The 17,611-nt window shown below is 65.7% G+C and carries 15 protein-coding genes; 9 read left to right on the top strand and 6 right to left on the bottom strand.

Annotated elements, in window-relative coordinates; translation table 11 throughout:
* Window positions 1–27 precede the first annotated feature (27 nt).
* Both AB8717_RS06155 and AB8717_RS06150 read left to right on the top strand, forming a co-directional pair.
* A complete protein-coding gene (locus AB8717_RS06155; protein WP_443750859.1) occupies window positions 28–525 on the top strand; it encodes an RNA polymerase sigma factor in 498 nt (165 codons plus the stop codon).
* Window positions 522–1,193, top strand: coding sequence for a hypothetical protein (locus AB8717_RS06150; protein WP_443750157.1), 672 nt, complete (start codon window positions 522–524; stop codon window positions 1,191–1,193). The genes AB8717_RS06155 and AB8717_RS06150 overlap by 4 nt, the downstream gene beginning before the upstream one ends.
* Window positions 1,194–1,224: 31 nt before the next feature.
* On the opposite strand, the gene AB8717_RS06145 is transcribed toward AB8717_RS06150, so the two are convergent.
* The 3 genes from AB8717_RS06145 to otsB all read right to left on the bottom strand — a co-directional run bounded on the left by AB8717_RS06145 (window position 1,225) and on the right by otsB (window position 4,274).
* Window positions 1,225–1,962: a TVP38/TMEM64 family protein gene (locus AB8717_RS06145; RefSeq protein ID WP_443750156.1), complete on the bottom strand. Its 738-nt coding sequence runs from the start codon at window positions 1,960–1,962 to the stop codon at window positions 1,225–1,227.
* A 121-nt stretch (window positions 1,963–2,083) separates the two neighbouring features.
* On the bottom strand, window positions 2,084–3,496 hold the full coding sequence (gene otsA, locus AB8717_RS06140) for an alpha,alpha-trehalose-phosphate synthase (UDP-forming) (RefSeq protein ID WP_443750155.1): 1,413 nt from the start codon (window positions 3,494–3,496) through the stop codon (window positions 2,084–2,086).
* Window positions 3,471–4,274 carry a trehalose-phosphatase gene (gene otsB, locus AB8717_RS06135; protein WP_443750154.1) on the bottom strand — a complete coding sequence of 268 codons (804 nt, stop codon included), beginning with the start codon at window positions 4,272–4,274 and terminating at the stop codon, window positions 3,471–3,473. Before otsB ends, otsA begins: the two co-directional genes overlap by 26 nt.
* A gap of 231 nt (window positions 4,275–4,505) precedes the next feature.
* On the opposite strand from otsB, the gene AB8717_RS06130 reads away from it, so the two are divergent.
* The 3 genes from AB8717_RS06130 (at window position 4,506) to AB8717_RS06120 (ending at window position 7,150) form a co-directional block, all read left to right on the top strand.
* On the top strand, window positions 4,506–6,365 hold the full coding sequence (locus tag AB8717_RS06130; RefSeq protein WP_443750153.1) for a glycoside hydrolase family 15 protein: 1,860 nt from the start codon (window positions 4,506–4,508) through the stop codon (window positions 6,363–6,365).
* A gap of 384 nt (window positions 6,366–6,749) precedes the next feature.
* On the top strand, window positions 6,750–6,929 hold the full coding sequence (locus AB8717_RS06125) for a hypothetical protein (protein WP_443750152.1): 180 nt from the start codon (window positions 6,750–6,752) through the stop codon (window positions 6,927–6,929).
* Between the two features lie 2 nt (window positions 6,930–6,931).
* Window positions 6,932–7,150, top strand: coding sequence for a hypothetical protein (locus tag AB8717_RS06120; RefSeq protein ID WP_443750151.1), 219 nt, complete (start codon window positions 6,932–6,934; stop codon window positions 7,148–7,150).
* Here the strand turns inward: AB8717_RS06120 and AB8717_RS06115 are convergent.
* The 3 genes from AB8717_RS06115 to AB8717_RS06105 form a co-directional block, all read right to left on the bottom strand.
* Window positions 7,134–9,050: a TonB-dependent receptor gene (locus AB8717_RS06115; RefSeq protein ID WP_443750150.1), complete on the bottom strand. Its 1,917-nt coding sequence runs from the start codon at window positions 9,048–9,050 to the stop codon at window positions 7,134–7,136. The two genes, AB8717_RS06120 and AB8717_RS06115, sit on opposite strands and share 17 nt — an antisense overlap.
* Before the next feature lie 101 nt (window positions 9,051–9,151).
* Window positions 9,152–9,469: a LysR family transcriptional regulator gene (locus AB8717_RS06110; protein WP_443750149.1), complete on the bottom strand. Its 318-nt coding sequence runs from the start codon at window positions 9,467–9,469 to the stop codon at window positions 9,152–9,154.
* Between the two features lie 24 nt (window positions 9,470–9,493).
* Window positions 9,494–10,840 (bottom strand): DUF1254 domain-containing protein, encoded by a 1,347-nt coding sequence (locus AB8717_RS06105; protein ID WP_443750148.1) that lies wholly within the window; start codon window positions 10,838–10,840, stop codon window positions 9,494–9,496.
* A 331-nt stretch (window positions 10,841–11,171) separates the two neighbouring features.
* Between AB8717_RS06105 and AB8717_RS06100 the strand changes: the two genes are divergently transcribed.
* From AB8717_RS06100 to AB8717_RS06085, 4 genes are read left to right on the top strand one after another with little or no spacing between them, the layout of a single operon-like run.
* Window positions 11,172–13,604 carry a TonB-dependent receptor gene (locus tag AB8717_RS06100; protein WP_443750147.1) on the top strand — a complete coding sequence of 811 codons (2,433 nt, stop codon included), beginning with the start codon at window positions 11,172–11,174 and terminating at the stop codon, window positions 13,602–13,604.
* An 11-nt stretch (window positions 13,605–13,615) separates the two neighbouring features.
* Window positions 13,616–14,554, top strand: a complete 939-nt coding sequence (locus AB8717_RS06095; RefSeq protein WP_443750146.1) for a peptidyl-prolyl cis-trans isomerase — start codon at window positions 13,616–13,618, stop codon at window positions 14,552–14,554.
* The gene (locus AB8717_RS06090) at window positions 14,551–15,555 is read left to right on the top strand and encodes a HupE/UreJ family protein (protein ID WP_443750145.1); all 1,005 of its coding nucleotides are present in this window, start codon (window positions 14,551–14,553) and stop codon (window positions 15,553–15,555) included. The genes AB8717_RS06095 and AB8717_RS06090 overlap by 4 nt, the downstream gene beginning before the upstream one ends.
* Window positions 15,556–15,579: 24 nt before the next feature.
* Window positions 15,580–17,451 carry a DUF3604 domain-containing protein gene (locus AB8717_RS06085; RefSeq protein ID WP_443750144.1) on the top strand — a complete coding sequence of 624 codons (1,872 nt, stop codon included), beginning with the start codon at window positions 15,580–15,582 and terminating at the stop codon, window positions 17,449–17,451.
* The last annotated feature ends 160 nt before the right edge of the window (window positions 17,452–17,611 follow it).

The following is a 17,611-nucleotide window of genomic DNA, read 5'->3' as shown; positions in this document are numbered from 1 at the left end:
GCGCGTTGAGGTCACAGGAGTTCGCCCATCGACACCCGGCAAACCCGCTCTGAAATCGTCGCGCTGCTGCCGCGCCTGCGCCGTTTTGCGCGCGCGCTGACCGGCAACGCAAGCGACGCCGACGACGCGGTCCAGGCCGGGGTCGAGCGCGCCCTGAAGAGCCTGGACCAGTTCCAGCCCGGCACGCGGCTCGACAGCTGGCTGTTCAAGGTGGTGAAGAACGCCTGGATCGACGAGGTCCGCGGCCGCCAGCGCCGCGACCGTATTTTCGCCCCGTCGGAGGACGGGGACACGGTGGGCGGCGCCGGCGCGGAAGCGTACGAGGCGCGCCGCCAGTTGCAGGAGGTTGAGATGGCCATGCAGGATCTGCCCGAGGACCAAAGAACGGCGATCGCGCTGATATGCGTCGAAGGCCTGTCCTATGCCGAGGCGGCCGAGATCCTCGACGTCGCCATCGGCACCCTGTCCAGCCGCCTGACACGCGGCCGCGAAGCCCTGCTGGCGAGATTAGGAGGTCTGCGATGATCGAATCCGAAACCATCGTTGCTTATGTCGACGGCGAACTCGGCGCCGAAGCGGCAGCCGCCGTCGAAACGGCCGCGAAAGCCGATCCGGCGATCGCCGAAGCCATCGCCGCGCACCGCCATCTGCGCGACAGCCTGTTCGCCGTGTTCGCGCCGGTCGCCGAAGAGCCCGTGCCCGAACGGCTTATGGCCGCCGCCGCCCCGCCCGCCCCCGTCGTCAGCCTCGACGCGTTTCGCGCGCGCCGGCAGGTCTTCGTGCAGATCGGCGCCATGGCCGCCTGCCTGGTCGCGGGTGTCGGCATTGCCCTGGCCCTGACGCACAGCCCGGGCGATTTCCGCTCCGCTCCCGGCGGCCTGATGGCCCAGGGACAGCTGGCGCACGCCCTGTCGTCGCAACTGGCGTCGGACGACGGCGCCACGCGCATCGGCCTGACCTTCCGCGACAAGGCGGGGGCGGTCTGCCGGACCTTCTCGACGAAGGCCTCGGACGGTCTTGCCTGCAAGAGCCGCGACGGCTGGCGCATCGACGCCCTGGCGCGCAGTGAAGGCACGGCCGAATTCCGCCAGGCCGCCTCGCCGCTGATCATGTCAGCGGCGCAGGATCGCATGACTGGCGACGCCTTCGACGCCGACGCTGAAAAGGCGGCGCGGGACAAGGGCTGGAAATAGGCCTGGATGAGGGTGTCCGTCTGATCTGAACCTAGGTCCGGCGCAAAAGGCTCATCAAGCCCTTGGCCGCCCAAGGAAAGACCGCCAGCAGCAGGAAGGCGCCCAGCATCGGCGGGGACACGATGTCGGACAGGCGGTCGATCTGCGCCAGTTGCGTGCCGGCATTGACGTAGATCAGGGTCGCCGGAAGCATGCCCAACTGGCTGAAGATGTAGAACCTGACCGGTGAGACCTCGGTCAGGCCCATCAGGATGTTGGTCAGCGAAAACGGGAACAGCGGCAGCAGCCGGACCGAGAAGACGTAGAAGGACCCGTCCTCTTCCATGCCGCGATTGACGGCGTCGATCTGGCGGCGGAAATGCCGGTCCACGAAATCGCGCATCAGGAAGCGCGACATCAGAAAGGCCAGCAGCGCCCCGATGCTGGACGCGAACGAGACGAGCACCGTCCCTTCCACGACGCCGAACAGGGCCCCGGCAGCCAGGCCGAAGAAGATTTCGACCGGCAGGCTGAGCGCCAGGACGGCGAGGTTGAGCCCGAAGAAGACCACGGCCGAGCGCACCGGGTGCGCCGACGTCAAAGCGTCGAGGAAGGCCAGCAAGGCCTTGAGGTCGCTGACGCCGGGGCGATACCATGCCACCAGTCCGATCCCGGCGGCGGCGACCAGCACGACGACGGTCAGCATCAACGGCTTTAACAGGCTGCGCCTTGCCCGGTAAAGGCGCGGCACGGCGGCCAAATCGGCATCGGTTCCGGAATGTACGGCCATGGTGCGATCCGTGGGGACAGGGGCGATCGGCTCGCGGCACGATAACGGCCCGCCCGCAGCCCATGCCTTCATTCGTAAAAGCCGGGAAATAAAAATGCCGTACCGGAGCCCTGCCCCGGCATCATGTTTCGGCAAGCTCGCCGGTGCGGACCTCCGCCGGAACCGCCGCCGTCAGTTCGCGGACATAGGCGTCGCGCCAGCGCGTGACGTCGTTGCGCTTAACGTCGTCATACAGGCCTTCCCAGCGCCGCTTGCGCTCCTTCAGCGGCATGCTGAGGCCGCGATGAATGGCTTCCGACAGGTCCTCGCGGCTGAGCGGATTGACGATCAGCGCCTCCTTCATGTGCTCGGCGGCGCCCGCGAATTGCGACAGCACCAGCACGCCCGGATTGTTCGGGTCCTGGGCGGCGACATACTCCTTGGCGACCAGGTTCATGCCGTCGCGCAAGGGCGTCACCAGCCCGATATCGGCCGAGCGGTAGATGCCCGCCAGCTCGTCGCGGCGGTACGGCCTGTTGACATAGCGCAGCGGCACCCAGTCGACTGTCGAATAGGCGCCGTTGATCTTGCCCGACAGGTTGTCCAGCCGGTTGCGCAGGTCCTGGTAGGCGTCGACTTCGTCGCGCGAGCGCGTCGCGATCTGAAGCAGGAACAGGTGTTCGTGCATTTCCGGATTATTGGAAAGAAAAGTATCGAAGGCGTTGAAGCGTTCTTCCAATCCCTTGGAATAGTCGAGCCGGTCGACGCCCAGCAGCATCTTGCGCCCGCGCTGACTCTTGATCATCATGCGGTGGAACAGGGTCGCCCGCTCGCTCTTCAGGGTCTCGGCGAAGTCCTCGGCGTCGATGCCGATGGGGAAGGCCTTGACGCGGATGCTCTTGCCATAGGCGTCCAGGCGGCCGTCGGGCGACGCCACCCCGTGGACGTCGTGGACGATGTAGTCCGAGAAGGCGTCAACGTCGTCCTCGGTCTGGAAACCGACGAGGTCGTAGCTGAACAGGGACTGCGCCAGGTCGTCGTGGTGCGGCAGGGTGTTGAGGATGCGCCGCGCCGGCCACGGAATGTGCAGGAAGAAACCGATGCGGTTCTTCACGCCACGCGCCCTGAGTTCGCGCGCCAGCGGGATCAGGTGATAGTCCTGCACCCAGACGACGTCGTCCGGTCCGATCAGCGGCAGCAGGGTCTCGGCAAAACGCGTATTCACCCGGGCATAGCCCTCGTCGAAGCTGCGCTCGTAGCTGACGAGGTCCGGGCGATAGTGGAACAACGGCCACAGGGTCCGGTTGGCATAGCCGTTGTAATATTCGTTCTGGTCCTGCGCTTCGAGGTCGAGCAGCGCCACGGTCACGCCGCCCACGACCTGCATGGAGATCTGGCCGGTATATTGCTCGACCGTCTGGCCGCTCCAGCCGAACCACAGGCCCTTGTTGTCGCGCAGGGCGGCAGCGAGCGCCATGGCCAGGCCGCCGGCGGTGGCGACGCCTGTGTCGGACGGCGGATTGACGCGGTTAGATACGACGATAAGACGGCTCAACGGGGGCCTCCAGTACAAATGCATTCAGGGTCAGGGCCTGGTCGAGCCAGGCATGGACGGCCGCTTCGTCATCGAGACGAAAGGCCGCGAAGGTCGGACGCGGCGGCCCGACCAGAATTCCGAAGCCGCCGAGCGCGATCGCCGCGAGAAAGCCGTCCTCGTCGGTCAGGTCGTCGCCCGCGAAAACGGGAACGGCGCCGGCGAACGGCGCCTCGGTCATGAAGGCGCGGATCGCCGCGCCCTTGTCGCTGCCGGGCGTCAGCAACTCGATCACCATCGATCCGCGCTGTTGTTTCAGGCCGGTGCGGGCAGCCAGGGCGTCGGCGAAGACGCGCGCCTCGGCCTCTATCTCCGGCGCATTGCGATAATGCAGGACGGCGGACAGGGGCTTGAGCTCGATCTGCGTGCCCGGAACACGGTCTGCAAAGGCGTGCAGTTCGCGCACCGCGTCGTCCAGCCGGTCATGGGCCGCAGCCGCCACCACGGCGGCGCCATTGCGCCTTTGCAGGCCATGGATGCCCGCCAGGGCCGCGACCGAACCTTCGAGAATGCGGTCGAGATCGTCAATCCCGCGCCCGCTGACCACGGCCAGCCGGCCATCCAGGCGTTCGGCCAGCCTCCGCAGGCGATCATTGCGTGCGGCATCCGGCCCGACATCTTCCGGCCGGGCGGTGAACGGCGCCAGCGTCCCGTCGAGGTCGAGAAACAGCGCGGTTTCGTCGAGCCTGAGCGTTCGCGTCATTCCGCCATGTGTCGTGTCGTGCCCCACAGCCTTCATCCGATCCGGCTTCGGGCCGTAAGACATATCGCGAATTTACGAAGTAAAACGCCAAATGCTCACAGATTAGGAAGCCATACTTCAAAAATAAAAATCCTATAAAGACCCGGCGTTGTTGTTTGTGAACGCCACATCTTCGCCCTATAGTGATCACATACCGCTGTATGATTTCAATGATGCTCCCGCATCCGTGATGATATCGGCAGCAATTCGTGACTGTGGCGGTGCACAATGGATCAGATTTCCGAAATCGACCGGACAAAATCGGGCCAGCAGGCGAAAACGCCGCGCACTACGCTCGACCTCGCCCCTATCGGCAATTGCGCGGCGACGGCGCTGGTCGACCGCCGCGCCCGCTTCGTCTGGGCGTGCTGTCCGCGCGTCGACGCCGAACCGGTCTTTTCCGCCCTGCTCGACCCCGCCTGCGGCCAGGCGAGTGATCGGGCGGGCGAAGCCGGCCTGTGGTCGGTCGAGATCGAGGACGGCGATATCGAGGACCAGGCCTATGTGCGCAACACCGCCATCCTGCGCACCGTCTTCGCCGACCGCCACGGCAACACCGCGGAACTGCTCGACTTCGCGCCGCGCCTGCACAACCTCAACCGAATCTACCGGCCCTGGGCCTTCTTCCGCCTGATCCGCCCCTTGTCGGGCAACCCGCGCATCCGCGTGAAGCTGAGGCCAACCGGCAACTGGGGCGAGCTGTGCGCCCGAAGCAGCGCCGGCTCCAGCCACATCCGCTACGACTGCGGCACGGTCGCCATGCGGCTGACCACCAATGCGCCGCTGACCTATGTGCGCGACGAACACGCCTTTCGCCTCGAAGGCCCGCTGGCCTTCCATCTCGGGCCGGACGAGCCCTATCCGGGCGACGTGCTCAGCGACGCCGAACACATGCTGCGCGGCACCACGGCCTATTGGCAGGCCTGGGTGCGCACCCTTTACCTGCCGCTCGAATGGCAGGAGGCCGTCATCCGCGCCGCCATCGCGCTCAAGCTCTGCGCCTATGAGGAAACCGGCGCCATCGTGGCGGCGATGACGACCTCGGTGCCCGAGGCGCCGGGGACCGAGCGCAACTGGGATTATCGCTACTGCTGGATCCGCGACGCCTATTACGTCGTGCGCGCGCTCAATCGGCTGGGCGCGGCCGACATGTTGGAATCCTATCTGGTCTATTTGCGCAACCTCGTCGACCTGTCGCGCGGCGGCCACGTCCAGCCGCTGTACGGCGTCGGCCTCGAAGCCGAGCTTGAAGAACGCTTCGCCCCCGGCCTCAACGGCTATCGCGGCATGGGCCCGGTGCGCGTCGGCAACCAGGCGCACGAGCACTTCCAGCACGACGTCTACGGCCAGATGATCCTGCCCCTGGTGCAATCCTTCTTCGACGCGCGTTTCTTGCGGCCCGGCACGCTCGAGGACTTCCACGCGCTGGAGGCGGTCGGCGAACGCGCCTTCGAGATGCACGACCAGCCCGACGCCGGCCTGTGGGAGTTCCGCACCCGGGCGCGCGTCCACACCTATTCCGCGTTGATGTGCTGGGCGGCGTGCGACCGGCTGGCCAATGCCGCCGCCGCGCTCGACCGCGAAGACCGCCGTCGCTACTGGCAGGACCGCGCCGACACGATCCGGAAAGCCATCGAAACCCGCGCCTGGAACGCCGACCGCGGCCATTTCGCCGGCTCGTTCGAAGGCGAGGAGGTCGACGCCAGCCTGCTGCAACTGTTCGAGCTGGGCTTTTTGCCGCCCGACGATCCGCGCTGCGTCGCGACCTTCGCCGAGGTCGAGCGCCAGTTGCGCAAGGGCGACAACCTATACCGCTATGTCGAGCCCGACGACTTCGGCGAGCCGGAAACAGCCTTCAACTTCTGCACCTTCTGGTACATCGAGGCCCTGCACCTTCAGGGCCGCGAGGCCGAGGCGCGCGAGCTGTTCGAGGCCATGCTGGCCAGGCGGACGCATTCCGGCCTTCTGTCGGAGGACGTCAAGGTCGACAGCGGCGAACTGTGGGGCAATTTCCCGCAGACCTATTCGCTTGTGGGACTGATTACGTGCGCGGCGTTGCTGAGCAAACCGTGGACGACGATACGGTAAATTAGCTAACAGCCGAAATGAATGGCTTCGCCCTCCCCATTTATGGGGTGAGCGAGGCGAAAGTATAGCTTTCGCCCGCGAAGGGACCGCCGTCAGGCGGTGGGCGGGGCTCTTGCTTGAGAAGACAAGGAATAGTTGCCCACAGTTTAAGCTCAAATTCCAGCCAAGGCGCTCGCGGCAACAGTCCCACCCCGCCCACCGCCTTCGGCGGTCCCCCCTCCCCGCTCCGCAGGGAGGGCGAAGATCTACGCAGCGCTAACTTACGCTTCAAAGCACAGAAGCTTCCTTACCGCATTTTAGCCGCCTCACCCGCCTCCGGGGCCGAATCCTTATGCCCAAGGGCGCAAGGTCATCGGCCTCATGGAACAGCCAAGGAGGTATGTCATGAGCCATCTTCCTCCCATTCCGCGCGCCAGCCGCAGCAATAAAGGTCCGGGCAACAATGGCGCCACGCGCGATCCCGATCCGCATCATGCCGATGGCGGCGACCATGCCGACCGGCGCGGCCAGCAGGCCAACCTCAATATCAACAGCCACCACCAGGGCTATCAGCAGGACCGCTAGTCATGTCGACCAAGACCCCGAACAGCGTGCGCTGGGGCGGCCCCGGCGCGTCCCACGAAAACGCCAGACAGCCGCCCGAGATCGACAGGCACAAGGCCGATCCGCCCGAACTGCACGTCAGCCACGTGTCGGGCGGCGGCGGCGAGGCCGACCGGCATCACGGCCACAAGGCCGAATACAAGAAGCCGTCGCCGCGCGAACTGTCTAAATTCCGATCTTGAGCCCCAGGCGGATTTCGCGCGGCTCGGCCATATGGAAGGTCCGGTCCGCGACGCCGTCCGCCGGCTCGCCCGGCAGGCGCGTGGCATAGTAGTAGTCGATGTCGTGCGCCGGCCGGTCGAACGCATTGAGAATTTCCGCATACAGCTCCAGGCGTTCCGTTGCGTGCCAGGCGCCGCGCAGGTTCACCAGGGTGGACGACTTTGCGACCTCGGAACGATCCTCGATCAGGTCGCGCGGCCCGAGATAGCGGATACGGCCCCCGATATCCCACTGCGCGCCCCTGAAGGTCAGTCCCAGTTCCCCGGTTTCGCGCACCGCGCCCGGAATGGCGTCCGCACCGGCGGGCTCGTCTTCCAGCGTCCCGTCGTTGCGCGCGTAGACGGCGTCGAGATCGATCCGGCGCACCGGCTTCCAGAAGGCGGAAATCTCATAGCCCTTACGCCGCGCGGCGCCATCGGGCTCGACCGTGCCGCTGTCGGCGGAATAGACCAGCTCGCTGTCGATATGGCTCCGCCACCACACGGCGGCCAGGCGCAGCGAACCCCGCTCGTAACGCCCGCCGATCTCGTCGAAACTGCCCTTGACCAGTCCGGGACTGGGATCGGCCGGGTTGGTTACGCCGCGGGCATCATTGCTGTGGAAGCCCTGCCCCCAGTTGGCGTAGAGGGCCGCACTCCCGCCGAACCTGTAGCTGATGCCCAATTTCGGCGAGACCAGGCTATCGGACACCTTGCCGCTCCAGGCCGCACCGCCCCTGGCGGCCGTGCGGAAATCATAGGCGTCGCCGCGCAGGCCGGCTGTGATATCGACATGGTCGCCGGCCTTGAACCGCCCTTCGCCATAGGCCGACAGCGCCGTTTCATGCACGGCGAATTCCGATTCGAGCGCGCGGTCGGCGCCGTTTTTCGTGTGCCAAAGGCCGACGGAGGGAATGTCGTCGAGGCGCGCCTGCGCCCCATAGGTGAAGGTCCAGCGGTCCGAGGCGGTCACGCTGCGTTCGGCCTTCCCGCCCAGGCTGGTGCGCCTGTCGAACTGACGGATTTCGTCGCCGTTGACCGGATCATCGAGATAATAGGTAAAGTTCGACAGCAGGCTCCAGTCGTAGGCTTGCGCCCAGGCGCCGACATGCCAGTCCGAGCGCGCGTCGCCGCCCGACAGGTTGGCTGTCAGTATCTGGCGCCGGGTATGGCCGCGCAGCCAGGGATCGAGCGTATCGAAGGCGCTCGACAGCACCGTGCCGACGGCGCGCCCGGGGATCTGGTCGGTCGGACGCCACCGGCTGTCATAGGTGGAGAGGCTTATTTTCAGCAGGCCGGCCGGTGTCTGCCGGCTGTACTTGACGAAGCCCGATACGCTGCGGAAATGTTCGGGCAAGGTCCATGGCCCGTCCTGTGACTTCACCTGCAACAGGCCCAGGAGATCGCCGCCGCCAAGCTTGCCGGAATCACCCAGCACAAGCCGGCCATAGTTGCCGCTGCCGCTTTCGACCGTCAGGAAAGCCGGCACGGTATCGCGGGTCGTCAGCCGCGCCTGGCCGACGAAGCTGAAATCGCCACCGTCCGCGCGATACGGCCCCTTGCGGTAATCGATGCGCTCGACCGCCTCGGGGATAAGGCCGTTGACGTCGAGATAACCCTGGCCATGACCGTTCGACGGCAGGTTCATCGGCATGTTGTCGATCAGCACCGAGAAATCCGTACCGTGGTCGAGGTCAAAGCCGCGCAGGAAATACTGGTTGGCCTTGCCGCCGCCGGAATGCTGGGTGACCATCAGGCCCGGCACGACTTCGAGCAGTTCACCGGGACGCAGCAAGGGCCGCAGCGCCAGTTCGTCGCCCGACACGCTGCCTTCGCTGGCCGTGGCCGCCTTGCCGATCTGATGGTCAGACCGGCCACGCACCACTATCTCTTCTATCGCGGCGTCGCTTGTGGCAGCGCGAGCGCCACAGGCGCTCGTCCAGGCGACGCTGAAGCAAAGTAGCGCCTTGCAGAAACTGCGTGTCACTGAAGTCCCAATTCGTTGACGTGGTCGAAGCCCGGGCCTTGCGCTGCGCCAAGGTGCCCCCTGGCGCAGCGCCGCAGCGCTTCGGCCTCATCGAGAATACGTTCGACCTTTGGAATCAGATGCAGTCCCGCCGTCGTCAGCCCGGTGATGCGCTTGCCCTTGCGCACGAAGATGTCAACGCCCAGTTCGTCCTCGAGCTCGCGGATGCGCTTGCTCACCCCCGACTGGGACATGAAGAGCGCATTGCCGACCTCGGTCAGGTTGAAGTCGCGGCGCACGGCCTCGCGCACGAAGCGCAGTTGCTGGAAGTTCATGACAGATGTCCCGGCAGCCAGACCTTAAGCGCGCTGCAAGGGCGGCAGCTTATAGCTGCCGTCGAGCAGGGCCGGCCCGGGCTGGTAGGTGCGGAACAGCAGCTGGAACCTGCCCTCCGGCGCCGGTAGCCAGTTCGCCTTGTCCTTCGGAGCCACGTGCGAGATCACCAGGGTCAGCGACCCGTCGGCGTTGCGCTTGAGGCCCGGCGTGCGGTCGTTGATGCCGTAGCGGTCGAGCGGATTGTCGACCAGGAAGAAGTCGGGCCCGTAGAGGATCAGCGACCAGAAGGCATCGACCGGCGGCAGCTGCCCCTTGGCGAAGGTCAGGGTGTAGGTATTGGCGCCCGACAAAGGCTGGTTGCCGGCATCGCCGACCGCGGAGAAATAAAGCGCTTCCTCCGCGATATGCGCCCCCGGGCCATAGGCATTGTTGGCGGCGCGTTCAGCCGGATCCTGGATGAAGCGCGTGATATGCCTGTTGACGCGCCAGCCGTTCTCGACCTCGGCGACATTGGCCGCCTTGATTTTCGCCTGGGCGCTTTTCAAGGCGCCATCCAGCACCGCATCGGACGGCTTGCCGGCGGCAAAGGCGTCCGTGCCGAGGCCGAGCGGAGCCAGTCTGGCGAAGTTGACGGTCTCCTGGCCGGCCGGCGGATAGGCCTTCACCAGGGCGTTCAGTTCGTCGAAGAAGCCCGCCCCTCCCCCGCTGCCGAGGTCGAGCACCGGCAGGATGTTCAGCACGTCGTCCTTGACGATGCCGTCCTTCGCCGCCGACGGCCAGCCCGACAGGGGCGCGAGACGATAGTGCTTCTGAAGTTCGGCGGCGACGGCGGCATCCTTTTCACCGCGCACCAGGGTCCGCGTGAGCGCAAAGACCAGCGCCGTCGGCGACTGGATCACCCTGGCGCCTGCCGGCGCCTGGCCGGTCCAGCCCGGCGGCGCGATGACGTAGGTCCCGGCCTTCGTCCCGGTTTCGCGGCGGCCGACATAGGCGAAGACGTTCTCGTAGGCGTCGATCAGCTGGATCGAATAGTAACGGTCGGCCGTGTCCGGCACGTCCAGCACCACCGGCTCCCGCGACAGGTCGAGCCACGCAAAGCCGTAGATGGTGTCGATGTTCGGCCCCGCGACCTTGAGGCTCGGCGTCGCCAGCCTGGCGTTGAGATAGAACTGGTTGAAGCCGAAACCCTTGTCCTGCGACAGCTTGAGATAGCGGCCGGTCTCGACCAGCGGATAGCCCCAAAGGACGGCCTGCTCATAAGGCGAGGCCGCGTCGTCGGCGGCGAAGGTGGACAGGGGCAGAAGGGCGGCCGCACCGAGGAGGGTGGCCCCGCCCAGCAGGGCGCGGCGTGAAAGAACAGCGTGGGTCATGAGTGATGACGCTCCGGCAAGTAACTGAATGGCTGGGGATGGGTTGCGCGGCGTCGTCGCTTTCGCACCTGCATTCAACATTCAATTTGTCGGAATTTAGGTCAAAACAGATTTTCTAAAGGCAGCGGTCAGAAATTATCCGCCGTCCCTGGAACTGTCGCCCAACCCTTTGAAATCCCACATTTTGCGAATTAAAAAACGATAAATTTCATCGCCTTATGACAAATCGTCATTTTGCCGCAGTGCAAACACATTCGTAAATGACCCGACGCCCAAGCCGGACCGCCGGACATTAATAGGCGACCAATTTCGTTTTAATTTAGGTGAAATCATGTTCCTCCCCGTCCCGCCGCGGTCGTTCCGCCGCGGCCTGTCCGTCGCCGCTCTCCTGGGTGGCACCGCGCTCGGTCTCAGCTACGCCCCGGGCGCCCTGGCCGCCGACGGCGCCGATGCGGTCACGCCGGTCGCCGCCTCCGCCACGACCGCCGAAGTCACCGAAGTCGTCGTCACGGCCCGCCGCCGGTCCGAAAATGTCCAGAAGGTGCCGATCGCCATCTCGACCATCTCGGCCTCCCAGGTCGAATCGACCGGCGCCTACCGCATCGACCAGCTCAAGCAGCTGGTGCCGAGCGTCCAGACCCTGACCTTCAACCCCCGCAACGCCAATATCAGCATCCGCGGCCTGGGCGGCAACGTGTCGCTGACCAATGACGGCCTCGAACAGGGCGTCGGCTTCTATATCGACGACGTCTATTACGGCCGCCCCGGCCAGTCGCAGTTCGACCTGGTCGACCTGCAGCAGGTCGAGGTCCTGCGCGGCCCGCAAGGCACGCTGTTCGGCAAGAATACCACGGCCGGCGCCATCAACATCACGACGCGCGAACCGTCCAAGGTCTTCGGCGGGACGTTCGACGTCACCGGCGGCAATCTCGGTTACCAGCAGGTCCGCGCCAGCCTCACCGGCCCGATCACCGACAAGCTGGCTTACCGTGTCTCGGTCGCCGGTACGCGCCGGGACGGCTATGTCCACAACATCCACGACGGCCGCGAACTGTTCGGCTATGAGAACTTCACGGCGCGGGCGCAACTGCTCTACACGCCCACCGAAAACGTCAAGTTGCGCATCATCGGCGACTACGGCGTGCAGCGCCAGGACTGCTGCATCAGCGTCGTGGCCGGCCTGGTGACGACGCGCGTCGACGGCACGCCCCTGCCCAACGCCTTTGCGGCGCGGGCCGCGCGCATCGGCTACACCCTGCCGGCGATCGATCCGTTCAATTACAATGTCGATATCGACTCGCCGGTCCATACCCAGATGTATACGGGCGGGCTGTCGGCCAAGCTCGACGTCAAGACCGACAAATACACCTTCACCTCGATCACCGCCGGACGCTTTTGGGACTGGATCCCGGAAAACGACGTCGACGGCACGTCCAAGCCCGCCCTCTACCAGGGCCGGATCATCGACCGCCAAAAACAGCTGTCGCAGGAATTCCGCATCGCCTCGAACGGCAGCCATACCGTCGACTGGGTCGCCGGCGCCTATTACTTCTGGCAGAAGCTGCCGGGCTTCACCACCTTCTGGTACGGCCCTTACGGCGCCGAGTTCAACCTGCCGCCGGCGCTGTACCCGACACCGCAGAAGGAGGCCCTGGCCGCCGCGGCGCTCAACGACTACCAGTTGTCGGACTTCTCGCGTCCGGACACCAAGTCCTACGCCCTGTTCGGCCAGGCGACGTGGAACCTCAGCCCGAAATGGGCGGTTACCGGTGGCCTGCGCTACACCAAGGAAGACAAGACCGGCGTCTTCGTGCAGACCGTGACGCGCGGGGCCGACATATCGACCTTCGCCCCGGCCGACCAGGCCTACGTCCAGTCGATCCGCAACCTGGTGGGCGTCGCCAACAGCTTCTCCGTCAGGACCAGCGAAAGCAATGTCTCGGGCCTGCTGACCGTCAACTATAATGTCACCCCGGACGTGCTGCTCTACGGCACCTGGTCGCGCGGCTTCAAGTCGGGCGGGCTGAACCTGACCAACCTGTCGGCCAGCGTGCCGAAGGCGGTCGAGCCGGAACGCGTCGACAATGTCGAGCTGGGCTTCAAGTCGACCCTGTTCAGCCGCAACGTCACGCTGAACCTGGCGGCCTTCTCGACCGACACGCACAACTACCAGACCACAGTCTTCGACTCGGCGCTGCTGACCCAATACATCTCGAATATCGGCCTGGTGCGGTCGCGCGGTATCGAAAGCGACCTGCGCTTCCGCCCGTCGAGCGACTTCAGCGCCTATCTGTCGGTCGCCTATACCGACGCGCAGTACGTCGACTACAAGAACGCGCCCCCGGGCGTCGAATGGACCGGCCTGCTGCCCACCACCGCCAACTATATCGACCTGTCGGGCCGTCCTCTGCCCGGCGCGCCGAAATGGTCGGCCAGCCTGGGTACCGAATACGCGCACCCTGTCGGCGGCCGTGGCTGGGAAGGCTATGTCGGCGCCGACTATAACCTCAAGTCGTCCTACTACGCCTCGGTCAACGACTCGCCGTCCTCGCTGGTCGAAGGCTATGGCGTGCTCAATGCCCGCCTGGGCCTGCGCTCGGACAGCGGCCGCGACGACCTGTCGCTGTGGGCCCGCAACCTCGGCGACACCCACTATTTCGAAACCCTGGGCGCGGGCAATGCCGGCGCGTCGGGCCTGATCACCGGCCTGCCCAGCCAGCCGCGCACCTACGGCATCACCTATCGCCACAAGTTCGGCGCGTAAGGAATCCCCCGATGGCTTTATCCAATATCCTCACCAAACCCCTGCCCTGGACCTCCGCGAAAGCGGAGGCCAAAAGCAGGGCCAGCTCCGGCGGTCCCCGCCTGCCGGGCTGGTTCAGGGCCGCCGCGCGCGAGCCCTTCGTGCACTTCATCCTGCTGGGCGCGATCATGTTCACCGCCAGCGAGACGGTCGAGCATTTCACCACCCAGTATCGCGTGGCCATCGGCCCCGACCGCGTGGCGCGGCTGATCGACACCTATCGCCAGCAGTTCGGCCAGGACCCGTCGGCCACGCAGCTGAAGACCCTGGTCGACAACTACGTCAAGGAAGAGATCGAGTACCGTGAAAGCACGGCGCTGGGCCTCGACCGCGACGACGAGATCGTCCGCCGCCGCCTGGTGCAGAAGTACGAGTTCCTGCAACAGGACCTGCAAACCCTGGAAGACCCGACGGAACAGACGCTGAGGGCGTACTACGCCGCCCACGCCTCCAATTACGGCGAACCGGCGAAGCGCAGCTTCACCCAGGTCTATTTCTCGCCGGACAATGGCGGGGACGATGCGGCCCATGCCCGCGCCGAGACCGAACTGAAAAAGCTCAACGCGTCGGGCGCCGCTCGCGCGCCGGAAGACGGCGACGTCTTCCCGGGCCCGACGGACCTGGTCGACCTCGACCAGGGCGATACCGAGCGGCTGTTCGGCCAGAGCGACCTCAGCCGCGACCTGTTCACGGCCAAGGCCGGGCAATGGGCCGGGCCGTTCCGCTCGGGCTTCGGCTGGCACTTGGTGCGCGTCACCGACGCCCGCTCCGGCGCGACCCAGCCCTATGACGCGGTCGCATCACGCGTACTCGACGACTGGAAGGCTTCGCAGCGCGACGGCCTGAACGCGAAGAATTTCGCCAAGCTCAAGGCCAAGTACAATGTCGTCATCGAGGGGACGAAGAAATGAGCCTGCGCGCCCTTCTCTTCACCCTGGCCGCCCTCGTCTCCTCGGCCTTCGCTTTGGCCGCCACGGCGCACGAGGTCCGGCCGGCCTTCCTGCAGGTCACCGAACGCAACGACGGCAAGATCGACGTGCTGTTCAAGCAGCCCGCCACCACGACGCTCGCCGTCCGGCTCGATCCCGACATATCGGGCGGCCTGCTGAGCGGCCAGCCGGCGGTCGTCGACAGCGGTACCGGCTACCAGACCCGTATCTGGAAAGGCGTACCGACCGGCAAGGTCGGGCTCGGCGGCCGCTCCGTCACCATCCACGGCCTCGACCGCTCGATCACCGACGCCCTGGTCGTCGTCCACTATTCCGACGGCCACGACCTGCAGCAGATCCTGCGACCGGGACAGGAAAGCCTGTCGCTCGACCCGCGCGGCAACAACCTGCCGGTCCTGACCTATGTCCAGCTTGGCATCACGCACATCCTGACCGGCTACGACCACCTGATGTTCGTCCTCGGCCTGGTCCTGCTGGTCAAGAACGTGCCGACCCTGCTGAAGACGATCACCGCCTTCACCGTGGCGCACAGCATTACGCTCGCCGCCACGGCGCTGGGCATCATGACGGTCAAGCCCGCCCAGATCGAAGCCCTGGTCGCGCTCAGCATCGTCTTCGTCGCCATCGAACTGGCCAATGTCAGCCTTGGCCGCACCAGCGTCACCCAGCGCTGGCCCTGGCTGATCGCCTTTGCCTTCGGGCTGCTGCACGGCAGCGCCTTCGCCGGCGCCCTGGCCGAGATCGGCCTGCCGAAGGACAACATCCCCGCCGCCCTGCTGCTGTTCAACATCGGCGTCGAGATCGGCCAGCTCGTCTTTGTCGGCCTTGTCCTGGCCGTCATCTGGGGCCTGAAGCGCATCAAGATCACTGAAATCGAAGCCCTCAAGCCCCTTCCCACCTACGCCATCGGCGCCTTCGCGGCCTTCTGGGTCTTCGAGCGCCTGCACGCCGCCATCATCTGATCCACTGTTCGGGAGACTACAGACATGAGAAAGACCCTTTATATCAACGTGGCCGCCATTGCCCTGGCCGTCGGCGCCATCGCCGTCGCGCCGCTGCTGGCCAGGGCCGCCGCCCCGGAAAATCGTCAGGCCTTCTACGGCGACCTGCACCTGCACACCACCAACAGCTTCGACGCCTACGTGCTGATGGGCACGAAGACGACGCCCGAGGAAGCCTATCAGTTCGCGCGCGGCGACGTGATCGACTATCTCGGCGAAAAGGTGAAGCGCCGCGAACCGCTCGACTTCCTCGCGGTCACCGACCACGCCGAAAACATCGGCGTCTTCAACGAGCTCGACGATCCCAACAGCGCCCTGTCGAAAAGCGAACTCGGCCAGAAGATCCGCAAGGCCAAGACCGAAGGCAAGCTGGACCTGACCGCCAAGCGCAACGGCGACACCGACGCCCTGGCCCTGCTGGGCGCCCTGCTCAAGCCCGAAACCCTGAAGTCCGTGCCCGGCCTCGACGCCACGCAGATCAGCTCGTCGGTCTGGCAGCGCGAAATCGACGCCGCCAACCATTATTACCAGCCCGGCAAGTTCACGACCTTCATCGCCTATGAATGGGCGTCGATGCCGAACGGCCAGAACCTGCACCGTAACGTCATCTTCCGCGGCAATACGGCGCCCAATCCGTTCACCTCGTTCGATTCCGTAAAACCGGAAGATTTGTGGACCTGGCTGAACAAGATCCGCGGCCAGGGCCACGAGGCGCTGGCCATCGCCCACAACGCCAATGCGTCGAACGGCCTGATGTACGACTGGACGACGCTCGACGGCCGCCCTATCGACGTTGCCTACGCCCAGCTGCGCCGCGAGAACGAGCCGCTCAGCGAAATCACCCAGAACAAGGGCACGTCGGAAACGCACCCCAGCCTGTCGCCCAACGACGAATTCGCCAATTTCGAAATCTTCGACCGGCTGCTGATCTCGCCGCAGAAGAGCCGCCCCTCGGGCTCCTACCTGCGCGACGCCATCGGCAAGGGCCTGGTGCTCGATGAAAAGATCGGCGCCAACCCGTACAAGGACGGCTTCGTCGGCGCCGCCGACCTGCACGGGGGCCTCAGCGTCTCGTCGGAACAGGACTACGGCGGCAATGTCGGCGGCGCCAATATCGGCGGCGGCAAGACCTCGCCGGAAGCCGCCCGGCGCCTGCTGTCGCAGAGCAACGACGCGGCCGCCTTCAACGTCACCATCACCAGCTCGGCCGGCCTGACCGGCGTGTGGGCCGAACAGAACACCCGCGAAAGCATCTACGACGCCCTGCGCCGCAAGGAGACCTTCGCGACCTCGGGCACGCGCATCAAGGTGCGCCTGTTCGGCGGCTGGAGCTTCGGCCAGGGCTTCGACAAGAAGCCTGACGCCGTCAGGCAAGCCTACGCCACCGGCGCCCCCATGGGCAGCGACCTGCCGGCCCGCCCGGCCAATGCCGGCGCGCCGTCCTTCGTCGTCTGGGCGCTGAAAGACCCCAACGGCGCCAATCTCGACCGCGTGCAGATCGTCAAGATCTGGACCGAGGGCGGCTCGCAGAAGGAAAAGGTCTTCGACGTCGCCTTCGAGAAAACGCGCAAGCACGAGGCGTCGGGCAAGCTGGCCGCCGTCGGCAACACGGTCGACCTCAAGACCGCGACCTACAAGAACACGATCGGTTCGGTGTCGCTTTCGACCGTGTGGAAGGATCCGGAGTTCAAGGCCGACCAGCGCGCCGCCTACTATGTCCGCGTGCTGGAAATCCCGACGCCGCGCTGGACGACGCTGCTGGCGGTGAAGAGCGGCGTGCCTATCCCGGACTCGGTGGCCGCCACCATCCAGGAACGCGCCTGGTCGTCGCCGATCTGGTACACGCCCAAGAGCTGATACGCAGCCCTGACGAACGGAAAGGCCGGGCCGCGACGCCCGGCCTTTTTGCATGGCGCCGGGCGCTCCAAAAGGCACACTTACGCGCTTCCGCCTCCGTTTCAGGAGAAGCGGCTTGACCCGGAAAAGGGTTAACGGCAAGAGTAACGGGAAGTTCGCG

Source organism: Asticcacaulis solisilvae (assembly GCF_052327315.1).
In the GTDB taxonomy this organism is placed as follows: Bacteria; Pseudomonadota; Alphaproteobacteria; order Caulobacterales; family Caulobacteraceae; genus Asticcacaulis; species Asticcacaulis solisilvae_B.
Note: the sequence above shows the minus strand (reverse complement) of the source record. Positions and strands in the feature narration are given on the sequence as shown.